Raw genomic sequence first — 15,626 nt, forward strand, 5'->3', positions numbered from 1 at the left:
TTTGATTATTAGTAGGTATATATATGGTGCTTCTTGAATTGATATGAGAAATACCGAGCGCGCAGAAATTGATGCCAGATTTGATGTGAAATGAGGGTTGGCAGCTTTGCATATATATTAATAATGTTGTAAACCAACCATGGGCTGGTTTTTTTGCATTACATTTGGGATTTGTAATTATTTAAGATAGATTTTCTACCGTCAGGAATAGTTTCTATTTCATAGAGCGACTCATATATTTCTTTGTCTTCTGGAGCTTTTTTTGAGTCCACAAGCAGCTTTAATTTAGATTTATATTCTGTTTTACCTGCATGGAATAAGCTCGCATAGTAAGCCCATTCTGTTTGGTCGTAATAGAGATCATTTTTGGGCATATTATCTAACTGTTTTTTATATAAATTAGCGTTGTATAAATAACAGTCTTCAATATCCTTTTTTGGTTTGTTTAAAACTTCAATGAGTAAACATTGAAAATTTTTCATATTGGTTGTTTCTTTTTTTTCTAAAATTCTATTTGTAATAGCAAAGGCTTCTTCATAATTGCCAAGACGTATATTGATGTTTAGTGAAAGGTTATTTTGTTCATTCTCTGAGTTAATTTTAGAAATTTTAGGTAGAATTTTTTTGAGCTTTTGATTGGTTTTTTGAGGGTCCAGTTCACTTTGAGATTGAATTAGTATCTGATTATATTCATTGATGATTTCTTTACTTTCTGGAGAAAGCTCAGCATCAGCTCTAGTTGTTGAGCTTTGTGCAGGGGAGGCTGTTTCACTTGAATTACCACAAGCTGAAAGTGGAAGGATTGATAGTAATAATGGAAATATTATTTGTTTCATTAGTTTACACGCTTAGCTGCTGAATTTAGTTTAAAAGTATATTTCTAATATGGAGGAATAGGAGTTACGTATCCCACACTATCTGCTGGTTTCACTGCGTATCCTAATGTTAATTCAACCTCAACGAGTTGTAAGTTTGGCTCTGGTAAAGTGATATTGCAACTTCCAAGTGATGCTTTCTTTTTATCTGTATCCCACTATTGGAAGTAGTTGTAAGCTCATCTGGAAACAGGTGGGCTTTTTTGTTGTTTTCAGAGTTAGCTTTGAGTAACGAAAATGTTTGTAGTCGCAGAAGTAGAATTTAGTAAAACTTCATGTTTAGAGGTTGATTCATTAATAGCACTTAAAGGTGTTTAATTATAAAAATACTTATAAAAAATAGGTATTTAAAATCCGACTAAAATAGTTGTATTTTAATTTAAAAGCTGTAATTTGAAAGTGTGATCAAATTAAGAGACAACAAAATGCCTTATTCAAATACTAAAGCGATTATTGAGCAAATCTATAATTTTGTATTAGAAAAACACAGTTTAGCATCTAAAAGTCGATTTATGCAGTTATCGATCTTCTTTAGAGAATTGCATGAAGGGGATGACTCAAAATTTACCGCAGATAGGTCTTTTTATTACAAAGGAATCTTTAACAACAGAGAAAAAAGTATATTTGCGAATGCTGCGCCAGACTTTTTTGATAAGCACAAGTTTTTGGATTGGGTTGTTAAATCAATTGATTGATTTCAACCAAATCGTTGGAGTACATAATTCATGCTGTATAACCAGTCTGAATAGAAGATATTGATCAGAAATCAGTAGGTGTTTGTTATGAAATACATGCTAATTGGCAATAAGGATGTATGGCCAGTATGGTGTTAGTTAAAGTCTTCAATGATTAAAATTTAACTGCACATTTCGTTCCTTGATTTAAATAAAAGCTTGGTTAAAAGCAGAATATAAAAACCCATGTAAAAGACATGGGTTTTTAGTTTAAGTTGCACAATGTGATAATTCGGCTAAAAAATAAGCAATATGATTTATTTGTTCAATGCTAAATGAGAACATTATCATTTAGTTCCATTTCAGAAAATTGTATAAATAAAAACAGAAAAGTTCATATTAAAAAAATTAATTTTTAAATACATAGAGATAAGACCAAATTTGCAATCCTGTAGCAAATTTTCACAAAAATGCAATTATTAACAATAATGATTATCATTAACATGGTTTCACGCTGGCCAGCGTACTAAGCATTATTTGCACAGTTAAAGAAACATAATTACATGACAAAGCTTGGAAAAGCTTAAAAATAGAGGATATGGTCAGATGAAAGAGCTTGCTAATCGCTTGGCGATGCAGCATCTTGTCAATGCATACTCACAAGAAACCGGTAAAGGTATTTTACTGGAAAAGTATCAACAGAATTCATCACAATTGACGTTTAGCCAAGGCTTGACGTTGTTATGCATCCCTTTAGATTGCATTCAATCACAGTTATTTGTACCACTATCTTATGTCAGCCTTGTTGGTAGACATCGTCTTGCAGATCTCCCACACGTCTTTAACAAGGGACAGAAACAGTCATTTAGTATCACCGCGATCGCGAGTTTATTACTTGAACAGCTCGTACAAGAGTCAGGTCATACACTGGATACTTCATCATTATTAGAACGTTGGATCGAAAGTCGTGAAGCGCTTATTCAATTTTTGACACTACGTGAACATGATTTTGAGGCTTTGGTCCAAGCGGAACAAAGTTTCACTGAATCGGAACAAGCTTTAATTTTAGGGCACAGCATGCATCCTGCACCGAAAAGTCGGGTCGGTTTTGTGCATGAAGATTGGGAAAGGTATTCGCCAGAAGCCAAAGGTCTCAGCCAACTGCATTATTGGTTGGTGGCTCCAGAATATATTCAAGAAGGTTCAGCTTTAGATCAAGCTGTATCAGCGCAATTGAAAAGCGAATTGCAATGGCATTTATCAGAAACAGATCAAGCACTACTGAATGCTTATTCGCATTATAAGTTATTGCCTTTGCATCCTTGGCAAGCACGTTATTTACAGTCAAAATCATGGTTTAAAAGTTTAAAAACCAAATTAAAAATTATCGATTTTGGCGAGAAAGGTTGGGCATTTTCCCCAACGACTTCGGTACGCACCATGGCAAGTTTTGCAGCGCCGTGGATGTTAAAACCATCACTTTCTGTAATGATCACCAATTCAATCCGAGTCAACCTTGCCAAAGAATGCCACCGTGGTGAAATGACCCATCGACTTTGGCATTCAAGTCTCGGTGAACGTATTTTACAACAATGCCCAACGCTCAAAGCGGTGAATGATCCTGCGTGGATGGCATTGAGCATAGATGATGAAATCGTCGAAGAAACTATTTGCATCTTCCGTGATCAGCCTTTCAGTGAAAAGCAGCAGGTGAGTTGTATTGCGTCATTGTGCCAAGAGCATCCTGCACAGCCGAAAAGCCGTTTTAATGCCTTATTTGAACAAATCGAAAAACAACAACCTGAACTTGATCAAAGCGCCATTGCGATCAATTGGTTTAAACAATTCTTAGCTATCAGTCTAAAACCATTAATGTATTTGTACCATCAATACGGAATGGCCTTTGAATCACATCAGCAAAATGTCTTACTTGAGCTTGAAAATGCAATGCCTAAATATCTATGGCTGCGTGACAATCAAGGCTTTTACTATATCGAAGAACTAGCAGGTGAGGTCTTAAGCGCATTTCCAGCGTTGCAAGAAAAAGCGCATGCCGTGGGTTCCAAAGCCTTTGTCGATGAGCGCTTTAGCTATTATTTCTTTGGTAATACTTTATTCGGCATTATCAATGCAATTGGTGCAACTGGATATGTCACAGAGCAAGTGTTGATATCAATATTGCAAAATGAACTGTTGGACTTACATCGGGCATATCCAGAAAGTTCATTGATTCATTCATTACTTTATCAGCCGACCTTGCCGTATAAGGGTAATCTGTTGACGCGCTTGTATGAGCTGGATGAATTGATTGCCCCAGTCGATCAGCAATCGGTTTATGTACAGTTGCCAAATCCTTTATGTGTGGAACAGAAGGATGTGCAATATGCTTGATTTTATTGGGATAGGCTTAGGGCCATTTAACCTTAGTTTGGCGAGTTTGCTACATAAGCAAAATCATTTGCAGTATCAATTTTTTGAAAAGAAACCACAGTTCGACTGGCATGCGGGTATGCAATTGCCCAATACAGTACTGCAAGTGCCGTTTATGGCCGATCTGGTTTCCATGGTCGATCCAACCAGTCCTTTTAGTTTTTTAAATTACTTAAAGGCGCAGCAGCGTTTATACAAATTCTATTTTTTAGAACAAGCTCAGATTCCTAGACGTGAATATAACCATTATTGTCAATGGGTTGCAGACCAACTAGAGCATATTCAATATCAATCAACCGTAAAAGCCATTTATGCCCAAGAGCAAGGCTTTGAAGTCATGGTTGAGCAAGATGGACGTTTTAGACGTTATCAATGCCGAAATTTGGTCATTGGTTCGGGTAATGTTCCGCATTTACCACAGTGTCTAAAAGACATACAACAGCAATATCCGGAGCGCTGCTTACATTCTGCAAATTATTGCAATGCAGCGTTAAATCACTTGAAAGGGAATGTGGTTGTACTGGGATCAGGCCAGTCTTCGGCCGAAGTCTTTATGGATCTGTTTGATCGTCAATATTTGCAGGATCAGACGACAATAGCGCAGTTTAAATTGCATTGGCTGACCCGTTCTAATGGGTTTTTCCCGATGGAATATGCGCCGCTTGGTTTAGAGTATTTTAGTCCGGATTATACTACGCATTTTTATCAACTAAGTCCTGAAAATAAAGCCGAACTATTGAAGCAACAAAGTTTGTTATATAAGGGCATCAGTGCAAAAACCATCCGTGATATTTACCAAAAACTATATCACCGGAGTATTGGTCAAAATATTCAACAGACGCATTTACATGCTCAGGTGGGTTTGGTCGATGCCGAGCCTCATGGTGCGGGCATCCGTTTGCAGTTTCAGCATAAAGTCACGGCAGAACAATTCTATCTGGATGCGGACTTTGTCGTGGCTTCAACGGGATATCACAGTCCAGAGTGGCAATATCTCAAATATCTAAAACCACTGATTCAATGTGATGAATTCGGTCGCTGGAAAATCAGTCAGGACTACCGCGTACAGCATGACGCTGTTGGGGAGATCTTTGTTCAAAATCAGGAAATGCACAGCCACGGCGTAGGAACACCAGATTTAGGGCTGGGTGCTCACCGTGCAGCGATCATTGCCAATCAATTATTGGGTTTTAACTTATACGATTTGGGTGATCAAGCGCAAAGTTTCCAACATTTTTCACCCAGTGATAATGATGAAATGCACAGTATGGGCATTGTGAAGAAATCAGCGCCAACCAATATCCAAAGACCAATATCCGTAAAAAAAACCATTGCCAACTATGCAATGAACCGCAATACGACCATGCCGAATAAGCAAGAACAGAATACGGTTAAACTCGAGAAATTATAATGACATTTGCAAAATTACAGATAAATCAAACGCAGTGGCGCCGTGCAGGGCAAAGACTGATTGAAATGGCGATTGCTGAATTTTTATATGAAGAAATTATTCAGATTCAGCCAGTGGAAAATAACACTTGGCAACTCAATCTGGATGACAAAACGTATCAATTTGACGCGACGCAGTTTCTGCTTGGGCACTGGCGTATTGTTGAAGGGAGCGTTCGAGAGTTAAGTGAATCGACAACAGAGCCTGCATGGAATCTGCATGAATTTATTCGTGCTTTTTCAAATCAAGCTGAGGTGAAACCATTTACCAAGGCCTATTTGATTAAAGAGATGAACAATACATGGTTGGCTGAAGCACACGTTTTTGATGAACAGCGATTGCTGAGTCAGGCTGTGCTGTCAGCACCGCACTATCAAATTGAAGGCATGTTGCGTGGACACCCTTGGCTCATTATGAGTAAAGGCCGTATGGGCTTTGGCTATGATGATTATTTAAGCTCCGCACCAGAGATTTCTCCAACGGTTAAAGTTCTGTGGTTAGCTGTTCATCGTGATTTAGCTAAGTTTCGTTCTACCGAGGCTTGGGATGCGCAAAGCTTATATCGCCATGAATTGAATTCTGCGCAATTACACGATTTTCAACAGCAATTGGCGGACAAAGCCTTAAATGCTGCTGAGTATTTCTTTATTCCTGTACATGCATGGCAATGGCATCAGTGGTTAATCCCGACCTATGCCAATGAAATCGTTGATCAGCGCATTGTCGAATTGGAAATTGGACAAGACGACTATGTGCCAATGCAATCAATTCGTACTTTATGCAATACCAGTCATCCTGAACGGCATTATGTGAAGTTACCCGTCAGTATCTTTAATACCGCGGTATATCGAGGTCTGCCTTCAAAACGAAATTTGGCTGCACCGGCAGTGACCGCGTGGCTGAAGGACATTCAACATCAAGATGTAGACCTGCAAAAAACACAGGTAGCATTTTTAGGCGAAGTTGCAAGTCTCACATTACAACAGCCATGTTTTGATCAGATAGATGGTGCACCTTACCAATATAAAGAATTGTTTGGTTGCTTATGGCGTGAAAGTGTCGAGCCTTGTATCGGTGAGCATCAATTAGCACTTTCCCAAGCAGCATTGTTGCATCGAGACATAAATGGTCGGTCTATTTTATATGTGTTGATTCAGGCTTCAGGTTTGACGCCTTTGCAATGGCTGAAGCGTTTTGCTGAAGTCTGCGTAACACCACTACTGATTTGCTTATACAAATATGGTTTAGCTTTTTCTCCGCACGGTGAAAACACCATGTTAATCCATGAAAATGGTTTACCGAAAAAAATGGTGCTGAAGGACTTTATTGATGATGTCAATTTAGTTGATGAAGATTTTCCAGAACTCGAAAATTTACCACCCGAAGGGCAAATTTTACTGCGCCATCCTGCTGAAGAACTTAGTCACTTTATCTTTACAGGTTTATTCATGGTGCATTACCGCTATATCTGTAATGTCTTCCTTGAAGATTATCCAGAGCATACAGAACTTGAATTTTGGCAGACCATCTCCACCGTGATCGATGAATTTCATCAGGCGCATCCTGAATTGGCAGATCGTATTGAAAAATTCAGTATGTTCCGTCCAAGTTTCGAGAAAATTTGTCTGAACCGAGTACGACTGTTTACCACCAGTTATAACGACGAAGCAGAACGACCAGTACCTGTATTTTTAGATCCAATTGCAAACCCTGTAAGTCCAAACACTTTAAATCAGTGGGCGAAACAACTGCATATTGCTAAGCAGAAAATGACAACCAACCGTATTGCGTCATAAGCAGATTTTTGAGCTAAGAACAGAAAATATTAAACAAACTTAAAGGACGAGATCATGACAACGTTATCACGACAACTACCTGATTTTTATGAATACTATGAGAATGAGACGCAATACTACTTACGACAAATGCAATATCCAGAAGATATGGCTTTGGTTCATAAATGGATGCATGAACCGCATGTGATTCCACAGTGGCAACTCAATAAGTCAGAAACTGAACTAAAAGTGTATTACGAAAAAATGCTGGCAGATGATCATCACCGAATTTTGATCGTAGGGGTAGACGGTGAAGATGTGGGCTACACAGAGATTTACGAGGGAAAACGGGATCGTTTAGGTTTGTACTACGACGGTGACGAGCTAGATCTAGGTTGGCATTTGTTATTTGGTGAAAAGTCCGTTTTTGGTAAAGGCTATTTACGTCCCGTCATGCGTTTATTGAGTTTTTATATCTTTGAAAATGCCGCATCAGCCAAGATTGTGGGAGAGCCTGATCATAGTGTGAAGCCTTATGCCGTCGTAGTTGAAGACATGTGCTATGAAGCGCAGCGCCTAATCCCAATGCCTGAAAAGACTGCCATGTTGTATTACTGCTTTAGAGAAACTTTTTATGCAAAATTCGGTCATTACTTAAACGACTCCAAGGCATTTCAGCATCAGCAACTAGCTAAGGCGGTGTCATGAGTTATCGCTGCACCCATATGCACATACTGGACATGCGCTTTTCAGCGCATGTTTCAGTGGAAGAGTTTGAACAATGGTTGACTCAAGTTGAGCGCTTTTTTCTGAAAAGTCAGCGCTTTGTTTTGGTTATGCAAACGGCTGAGGGAACAACTTTTCCTGAAGAATATCGGCAAATACAGGCCGTTTGGTACAAGAAGTTTAAACATCTCTTTTTTCAATATTGTTTGGGTCTGGTGCGTATTGCGCAAGATCCAGATGACTTCAAACGTTTAAACACACCCGCACTGCATGCAGCGTGGCGTGTGCCTTATTACGTTTCATTAGAACAGTCTGATGCGCTGCAATGGGCAGTGCAGAGGTGGATATGCAACAACACTCAAGAAAATTAAATCATGCAATTTCACCATCTCAAATTTCAGTCCTGAGTTTGAGCGTCGTGATCATTTTGTACTTAGCACATGCATTACCTTTGTATTTTTACAATGTGGCTTTGCCTGCCATTTTACGACATCAAGGGGTAGATTTACGCTGGATCGGCATGTTATCGCTGCTTTATATTCCATGGGCATTCAAGTTTTTTTGGGCGCCTTGGATCGATCAGCTCTATGTCAAAAAACTCGGTAAACGTAAAACATGGTTGTTGTTTACGCAAATCGCATTGGTACTGGGGGTACTGGTTTTAGCCTTTACGCAGTTTTCTTATGGGCTGACTTTATTTGTCATTGTTGGTTTATGGATTTCAACGTTTGCGGCAACGCAAGATATTGCGATTGATGGTTATACGGTAGAGAAATTTACCGAAGGCAATTACCGTCTGGGCAGTATGGCACAAAGTATTGGGGTGGCCGTCGGTAGTATGCTCGGTGGCGCTGCGACTTTATGGATTTACCAATATTGGGGTTGGCAGTCAGCGCTCACAACTTTAGCGCTGCTGACATTTTTAACCATGTTTGCTGTGTTTTTTATTCAAGAAGAACCAGAAACTCAACTTGCCAAAGCCAAACCAAGCCTACGACAAGCGTTTAAACGACCTGAGATTCGTTGGGCCTTGCTGCTCATTGTTTGTTATCGCGTGGTGGAAGCACCCGCTATGGCAATGCTGAATCCCATGTTGATCGATCAAAAATGGTCACTGTCTCAGATCGGGGTGTTGATGTCTGTGGTCGGTGCCGGTGTTGGTCTGATTGCAGCCGTTAGTGCAGCTATGTTGCTGAAAAAAATCAAAGCGACGCAGTTGTTGGTCTGGGCAGGATGGTTACGTACATTGCTATATGCCGTCATTGGGACAGCCGTTGTGTTGGGGTGGTTGAATCAATGGCATCTGCTTTTAGGTGTATTTGTTGTGCTGATGCTAGCCATTCGTTATATCGCCATGACATCACTCTATGCCTATTTCATGCAGACCAGTTCTAAAGAACAGGCGGGTACCGATTTCACCATATTAGTGTGCTTTGAATTGCTCGTTTACTTCATTGGCGGTGCATTTTCAGGCTTTCTCGCAAAATCATTAGGCTATGGACATTTTTATCTAGTACTGGCAATCGGCTCAGTAATCAGTGTCTTACTTAGCCAACGCATTGTTTTAAAAACACAAAATTTAAAAACTCAAACACTTCCGACTCAATCGGAACTCTAAGAAATGGAAAAGAATATGAAACGTTTAGCTCTACCGATGCAATTGACTTGTCTCAGCCTTGCAATTTGCACTCAGCTTTATGCACAAGACGTCACGACAGACACTGCACAAAATACAGCAGTTGAAACACAAACTACAGAAGCTACTAAAATGGCACCGATTGTTGTGACGGCAACTCGTTCTGCGAAAAGCATTGCCGATATTGCGGGTACGGTGTACAGCATTCCTAAAGAAGAAATTGAAAAACAAGCCAATGCAGGTAAAAGCACAGCTGATATTGTCGGTTTATTGGTGCCATCACTGACTCCATCAAGTGGTACAACGTCTAACTATGGGATGACCATGCGTGGACGTGTGGTGCAATACATGATCGATGGTGTGCCGCAAACGGGATATCGTGATGGATCTCGACAACTGGCAAGTATTAGCCCGTCGATGATTGAACGAATTGAAGTGGTCTCAGGTGCAAGTAGTATTTATGGTTCAGGTGCAACAGGCGGTATTATCAATATCATCACCAAACGAGGTGGATCGGAACCGCTGAGTTTTGAAACGAAAGTCGGTGTCACTTCTGGTAATAATTTTAAGTCTGATGCGCTAGCTTATGAAGCTGCACAAACCATGAACTTTAATCAAGGCAATTTACGCGGAACTTTAGGTGCAAGCTATACCAAACGTGGCGAAATACAGGATAGTCATGGCAACCGTATTGGACCTGAAATTGCACAAACAGACCGTCAAGATACCGACACTTTAGATCTAAATGGTCGTGTCAGTTGGAAAATTTCCGATGGTCAAACGCTGAGTTTTGGCGCGCAATATTATAATGATGAGCAAGATAGTGACTACGGCCCTGACTATGGTCCAAATTTAAATGCGCTGCGCTCACAGCCCGTGGGTGGCAAGCTGCCGTTGTCTTTAAATGCGGTAAAAGGCTTACAACTTGCCGAACAACCCCAAACTGAACGTTATAGCGTCAACGCACAATATGAAAATCAAGATATTTTAGGGCATCGTCTAAATGCTGAAACGTATTATCGAAATGAAAAGGCACGGTGGTTCCCATCTGCACGTCAAATGGCACCTGAACTCTTCTTGGTGTATCAGTCAGAAACCGATATCGATGTTTTAGGCGCGCGTGTTGCTCTACAAAAAGATCTTAACTTAAATGGTCGTGAACTGGGGCTAACCTATGGTGTGGACTATGAAAATGAAAAAGATCAACAAAATATCCAAATGTATGACAGTGCTACATTTATTCAAAGTAATGGTCTGAGTTATCAGCCGTTTAACTATTATGCCTTTGGCCCAGATGTTGAAACAGAAAAACTTGGCGTATTTGCCCAAGCGCAATATGAATTAACCGACCGTCTTGGCTTACAGGCCGGCATTCGCCATGAGCGGGTAGAGAGTGATGTCGATTCATCTGTGCCTTATATGGAAGCCATTACTGAAGATTTAACCCCAGGTTATGTGGCGAAAACACTGAATGGCGGCAAAGTAAAACATGATGCAACGCTCTTTAATGTTGGCGCGGTGTATCACTTAACTGATGCACAGCAAGTGTTTGCGAATTTCTCACAAGGTTCAAACTTGCCCGATGTGCAACGTATGCTGCGCGATGTGCCAGCAAATTCTGTGATTAATAGCCAAACCATTGACCCGATTAAAGTCAATAACTATGAACTCGGTTGGCGTGTACAAAATGCCGGTGGTTTAAATGCAGGAGTGACGGCTTTTTATAATGACTCAGATAAAAGCCTGAAATTTGGTGCGCCGAATTACACCATTGATGTTATTGATACCGATGAGCGTATCTATGGTGTCGAAGCCAATGCCAGTTATCAAGTTCAACCAAATTGGACGGTTGGGGGCACAGTTGCATATACCACGGGCCAATTTAAAAATACCCAAGGTGACTGGCAAGAGTTGGATGCTATTCGTGTAGCACCTTTAAAAGGAACAGCATTTTCAGAATGGCAATTTGATAATGACATGAGCCTACGTGTTCAAGCTTTAGCGATTGGCGGTACAGACAAAGCCCAAAAAGACGCTGTGAAATATGGATATGCTCCAGCAGCGGCAATTAAAGGCTTTGCAACGATGGACGTGATTGCCAATGCAAAAGTAGGACCGGGTAATGTGGGCTTTGGTGTCTACAACGTGTGGAATACGGATTATAAGTCGGTATACAGCCAGTCGGTTGAAACTGTCTATGGCCCAATTTCTAGCCTAGCAGCTCAAGGTCGTACCTACGGTTTAAGTTATACGGTGAAATACTAATTTAAATCCTGAATCGGGTTTAAAGCACGGTATCGTGACTTACAAAATAGAGGTGGCTTAAGTCACCTCTATTGTTTATAACGTAGCCATTAAAAATGGATAACAAAAATAATGGATCGAAATAGCAAACTGTTTATTGCTGCCAGTCTTGCCAATGGTGCAAGTTTCTCGATGATATTGCCGCTGTTGGCGCCATTGGTTCGAGAGTTAAAGCTTTCTGAACTGCAAGGCGGAGCAATGGTTTCCGTCGGTGCGCTGCTGATGGCTATCGGTGCGATTTACATTTCAAAAAATCAATCCAAGTTTTCGATTTATCAACTGTTGAGTATCGGTTTTGTGGGCATGGCTGTGACATGGGGGCTATTTACAGCCGTGTTGATGTATGGCCTTACTGTTCAGATAGGGATGTTGCTGCTGTTTAGTTTATTGATGTTGTCACGCGCAGCGACTGGGGTATTTATGGCGATGCCACAGATTGCCTTGCAAACTTATGTGATGACTCGTTTTAACAATGAGCAGCAGCGTTCACAAGCAATGTCAAAATTCGGTGCATTAAACAGTGCAGGCGTGATCATTGGTCCATTTCTAACCACCTTGCTGCTGGGCTTTGGTGGAATCATGACGCCGCTTTGGGCAGCAATCATTATTTTAGCGTTGATTTCTGTGGTCTTGGTGTTCAGCTTTGACCGACATACCGAACAGCATAGCGTTGAAAAGCCAGTGACAGAAAAGCATGAGTCACCATCTACAGATTTGAGCATTCAGCAATGCTATCCATGGTTAATGTTGGGATTTAGTCTCTATCTTGCCATCGTGACCGTAAATTTAACGGCCGGGTTTTATATTCAAGACCGCTTTAATATGACTGCTGCAGAAGGCGCAGTGCATTTTGCAGAATGTTCTCTCGTCGTAGGTATTGCTTTGGTGATTATGCAAACGCTTATTTCTAAGTATTTAAATTGGTCCGTATATCGCTTACTGTGGGTTGGGCTGTTTAGCATGGTAGCAGCCTTGCTGATTTCGGTTTTCACCAATGAATTACGGATATTTCAAGCCACGTACCTGTTATATGGTATATCGGTTGCGTGTTTAATCCCTGCATTTACAACGGGTGCAGCGCAAACGGCGCCCAGTGCGTTACAGACCAAGGTGGCAAGTTGGTGTACAGCCACTCAGGCTTTGAGCTTTGTTGTTGGGCCATTGATTAGTACGGGTTTATACCAGTGGCACAAAGAATTTCCGTATTATTTTTTATTTTTAGTGATGCTTGGTTTAATCGTATTCTTTTTATTTCAAGCCAAAACTCAAACCGTGAAGCGAGTGACTGAGTGAAATTGCAGTGAATTGTATATTTACAGCAATAGATCACTGTGTAGACCGTACCATCCTGACAATCGTGAGTTTTGATTACATGATGTTACTTGATCGGTGATTGATCTTACAAAATAGATGTTTAAAGCAAGTACTTTGATTAAAAAATAATCACAATTGTTTCATTAATTCTCAAAGTACTGAATCAATAGTTTTCTCCGTTATTCTTTTCACATAAAAAATAACGGAGGTTAAATGCTTAAATTTAATAATGATTTGGTTCTGGGCGCCATTTTTGATATGGATGGAACAATGTTTGATACTGAACGTTTACGGTTTCAAACATTGAAACAGGCATCTCTTGAATTGACCGGGGTTGAGTTTTCCGAATCTTATCTGATGAATTGTTTGGGGCTAAGTGCACAAAGCGCGCATCGATTGGCCCAAGCCGAATATGATGAAAACATTCCATACGCAGATATTCGCAAACGCGCAGATGAATTAGAGCTGGAGCATGTTCGTCAGTTTGGTGTACCGATCAAAAAAGGCTTGGTTCAAGTATTAGAACGCTTACGCAAGTCAGGACTGAGGATGGCCGTCGCAACATCGAGTCGCCGTGCAATCGCAGAAGAATATCTCATCAATGCCAATGTGTATAAGTTCTTTGATGTCTTAGTCTGTGGCGATGAAGTTGAAAATGGTAAGCCACATCCTGAAATATTTATGCGTGCTGCCGCAAAGCTGAATTTAAATCCTGCTGATTGTTTGATGTTTGAAGACTCGGAAAATGGTGTGACTTCGGCCTTTGACGCTGGCGGTATTACCGTACTGTTTAAAGATATTAAATCGCCCAATCAAAACATGCTGTCCAAAGCCAAATATTATTATGAATGTATGTATGACTGTTTGACGGAACTTGACCCGTTCACTGCGCATTTAGAGATGCCGCATGTGCAAGAGGCTTTTCCACAAACCCTTAATCAGCTCACTGTTGGTATTCATGGTTTTGGGGCGATTGGTGGTGGTTATTTAGCACAAATTTTGTCGCATTGGGATGGTTATACTCGCCCGAAAAAAATCTATGCATCGACTCGTAACCCTTTATATCGCTCTGCGGTCAATGCATTTGGTACCTATTGTATTCGCTATGGTCAATTGTCTTATGACGAACGCATTGAAAACATGGCAGTCATTGATGCTGAAAATATTCAGCAGATGCAAGAGATGTACACAGAGTCGAGTTTGGTTGCCATCTGTTTGCCTGAAAAAGCGATTGCGGAAGAAGCCAATACCATTGCACAAGGCCTGTATGCACGACATATTGCACATGATGAGAAAGCCATCGAACCCCTAACGATGCTCATTATTTTGAACAAAGTCGGGGCAAAACATTTATTAATGACACATTTAAAACAGGCTTTAACTGAGCTTGCTGGAGCGGTTGTTGCAGAGAAAATCATGCAACAACACTATTTTTGCGATACCGTGGTCAACCGCATGGTATCTAAGTTAAGTGACCAAAACTTATATCGTCAGCTCCGTATAAAATATAATATTTTCAAACAATTTCAATTGGATGAAGTTGAAGTGGATGCTCAATTAGACTTAGAAGATGCGACGAAATTAAATCCTGATCAGGAACGTCAAGCCACTTTATATGTTGAGGATATGCGCCGAAATTTCCACCCAAGTCATATATTGCAAAGCATGGATTTAATTTTATTTAACGCAGAATCTGACATGCCGATCTATGTAGAAAATAACAGTCCTTTGTTAGAAAAAATGCGTCAAATGATTTTGGTCGATCATATTGAAGATATTCAGCTAATCAAAAATCGCTTATGGAATGGCGTACATGCCATGTTGGCTTGGCAATCTGCACTGTTCAATCATCAAACCATAGGTGTGGCACTTGCAGATCATCGTGTTGATCAATTTATGCATGAACTCATTGACGAGGTGCAGGCTGGTTTAGCACGATGCTTACCTAATCGTGCTTTTGATTTAACACGACTGGCAGAAAGCTTTATAAACTCTTGTGAACATGCGTATAAAGACCCATGTGCGCGTGTGGCACGAGATCCTTTACGTAAACTTGCAATTAATGAACGAGTGTTGGGCTCGTTGGCGACCAATGTGAAATATGGACTGGAGACAACACATCTACAACAAGGGATTGTCTATGGTTTGATGTATGCCGTGAGTGTAAATCAATGTACGATGGATCAGGCTATCAACTTTATCCAGTTGCAATTTTCAGAACTGAAAAAGACCAACGAACTTGAACAACTGCAACGGATCGAAAAGATTGAGGCCAATGTAATGATACAGTTGCAGCATTTTTCTGATCAGTCCACAGAGCAGTTTACATCTTGGAAAAACCATGCTGTAACACAAGATCAGAAAGATACTGCGAAATTTGCCTAAAATATAATGCTTATCTGTGCGCAATATATGTTGAATCAAAAATGCTGAGTATGACTC

Annotated in this window: 11 protein-coding genes; 10 read left to right on the forward strand and 1 reads right to left on the reverse strand. The window is 40.4% G+C overall.

Annotation, left to right across the window (positions count from 1 at the left end; all coding sequences use genetic code 11):
* Nucleotides 1–158: 158 nt before the first annotated feature.
* A complete protein-coding gene (locus tag FTU62_RS04945) occupies nucleotides 159–836 on the reverse strand; it encodes a hypothetical protein (protein WP_180102008.1) in 678 nt (225 codons plus the stop codon).
* Nucleotides 837–1,300: 464 nt separating this feature from the next.
* Here FTU62_RS04945 and FTU62_RS04950 point away from each other — a divergent pair, with 464 nt between their 5' ends.
* The 10 genes from FTU62_RS04950 to mtlD all read left to right on the forward strand — a co-directional run bounded on the left by FTU62_RS04950 (nucleotide 1,301) and on the right by mtlD (nucleotide 15,569).
* Nucleotides 1,301–1,570: a hypothetical protein gene (locus FTU62_RS04950; RefSeq protein WP_180102009.1), complete on the forward strand. Its 270-nt coding sequence runs from the start codon at nucleotides 1,301–1,303 to the stop codon at nucleotides 1,568–1,570.
* Nucleotides 1,571–2,155: 585 nt separating this feature from the next.
* Nucleotides 2,156–3,940: an IucA/IucC family siderophore biosynthesis protein gene (locus FTU62_RS04955; protein ID WP_180102010.1), complete on the forward strand. Its 1,785-nt coding sequence runs from the start codon at nucleotides 2,156–2,158 to the stop codon at nucleotides 3,938–3,940.
* Complete coding sequence (locus FTU62_RS04960) at nucleotides 3,933–5,390, forward strand: lysine N(6)-hydroxylase/L-ornithine N(5)-oxygenase family protein (RefSeq protein WP_180102011.1); 1,458 nt, start codon at nucleotides 3,933–3,935, stop codon at nucleotides 5,388–5,390. Before FTU62_RS04955 ends, FTU62_RS04960 begins: the two co-directional genes overlap by 8 nt.
* Nucleotides 5,390–7,225: an IucA/IucC family siderophore biosynthesis protein gene (locus FTU62_RS04965; RefSeq protein WP_180102012.1), complete on the forward strand. Its 1,836-nt coding sequence runs from the start codon at nucleotides 5,390–5,392 to the stop codon at nucleotides 7,223–7,225. Before FTU62_RS04960 ends, FTU62_RS04965 begins: the two co-directional genes overlap by 1 nt.
* 54 nt (nucleotides 7,226–7,279) lie before the next feature.
* Entirely contained in the window at nucleotides 7,280–7,912 is a 633-nt protein-coding gene (locus tag FTU62_RS04970; protein ID WP_180102013.1) for a GNAT family N-acetyltransferase, read from the forward strand.
* Nucleotides 7,909–8,301 carry a hypothetical protein gene (locus tag FTU62_RS04975; protein WP_180102014.1) on the forward strand — a complete coding sequence of 131 codons (393 nt, stop codon included), beginning with the start codon at nucleotides 7,909–7,911 and terminating at the stop codon, nucleotides 8,299–8,301. Before FTU62_RS04970 ends, FTU62_RS04975 begins: the two co-directional genes overlap by 4 nt.
* Nucleotides 8,277–9,548 carry an MFS transporter gene (locus FTU62_RS04980; RefSeq protein WP_257223074.1) on the forward strand — a complete coding sequence of 424 codons (1,272 nt, stop codon included), beginning with the start codon at nucleotides 8,277–8,279 and terminating at the stop codon, nucleotides 9,546–9,548. The genes FTU62_RS04975 and FTU62_RS04980 overlap by 25 nt, the downstream gene beginning before the upstream one ends.
* 15 nt (nucleotides 9,549–9,563) lie before the next feature.
* Entirely contained in the window at nucleotides 9,564–11,831 is a 2,268-nt protein-coding gene (locus FTU62_RS04985) for a TonB-dependent receptor (protein WP_180102016.1), read from the forward strand.
* 111 nt (nucleotides 11,832–11,942) lie between these two features.
* Entirely contained in the window at nucleotides 11,943–13,163 is a 1,221-nt protein-coding gene (locus FTU62_RS04990; RefSeq protein WP_180102017.1) for an MFS transporter, read from the forward strand.
* 234 nt (nucleotides 13,164–13,397) lie between these two features.
* Nucleotides 13,398–15,569 (forward strand): bifunctional mannitol-1-phosphate dehydrogenase/phosphatase, encoded by a 2,172-nt coding sequence (mtlD, locus tag FTU62_RS04995; RefSeq protein ID WP_180102018.1) that lies wholly within the window; start codon nucleotides 13,398–13,400, stop codon nucleotides 15,567–15,569.
* Nucleotides 15,570–15,626: the final 57 nt, after the last annotated feature.

Source organism: Acinetobacter sp. YH12126, assembly GCF_013418745.1.
GTDB classification, from domain to species: domain Bacteria; phylum Pseudomonadota; class Gammaproteobacteria; order Pseudomonadales; family Moraxellaceae; genus Acinetobacter; species Acinetobacter amyesii.

What these genes read in the sequence shown, in the direction of transcription:
- FTU62_RS04985 (WP_180102016.1), top strand. Translation starts at nt 9,564, where the DNA reads ATGAAACGTTTAGCTCTACCGATGCAATTGACTTGTCTCAGCCTTGCA.
- FTU62_RS04950 (WP_180102009.1), top strand. Translation starts at nt 1,301, where the DNA reads ATGCCTTATTCAAATACTAAAGCGATTATTGAGCAAATCTATAATTTT.
- FTU62_RS04975 (WP_180102014.1), top strand. Translation starts at nt 7,909, where the DNA reads ATGAGTTATCGCTGCACCCATATGCACATACTGGACATGCGCTTTTCA.
- FTU62_RS04970 (WP_180102013.1), top strand. Translation starts at nt 7,280, where the DNA reads ATGACAACGTTATCACGACAACTACCTGATTTTTATGAATACTATGAG.
- FTU62_RS04960 (WP_180102011.1), top strand. Translation starts at nt 3,933, where the DNA reads ATGCTTGATTTTATTGGGATAGGCTTAGGGCCATTTAACCTTAGTTTG.
- FTU62_RS04945 (WP_180102008.1), bottom strand. Translation starts at nt 836, where the DNA reads ATGAAACAAATAATATTTCCATTATTACTATCAATCCTTCCACTTTCA.
- FTU62_RS04955 (WP_180102010.1), top strand. Translation starts at nt 2,156, where the DNA reads ATGAAAGAGCTTGCTAATCGCTTGGCGATGCAGCATCTTGTCAATGCA.
- FTU62_RS04965 (WP_180102012.1), top strand. Translation starts at nt 5,390, where the DNA reads ATGACATTTGCAAAATTACAGATAAATCAAACGCAGTGGCGCCGTGCA.
- FTU62_RS04980 (WP_257223074.1), top strand. Translation starts at nt 8,277, where the DNA reads ATGCAACAACACTCAAGAAAATTAAATCATGCAATTTCACCATCTCAA.
- FTU62_RS04990 (WP_180102017.1), top strand. Translation starts at nt 11,943, where the DNA reads ATGGATCGAAATAGCAAACTGTTTATTGCTGCCAGTCTTGCCAATGGT.
- mtlD (WP_180102018.1), top strand. Translation starts at nt 13,398, where the DNA reads ATGCTTAAATTTAATAATGATTTGGTTCTGGGCGCCATTTTTGATATG.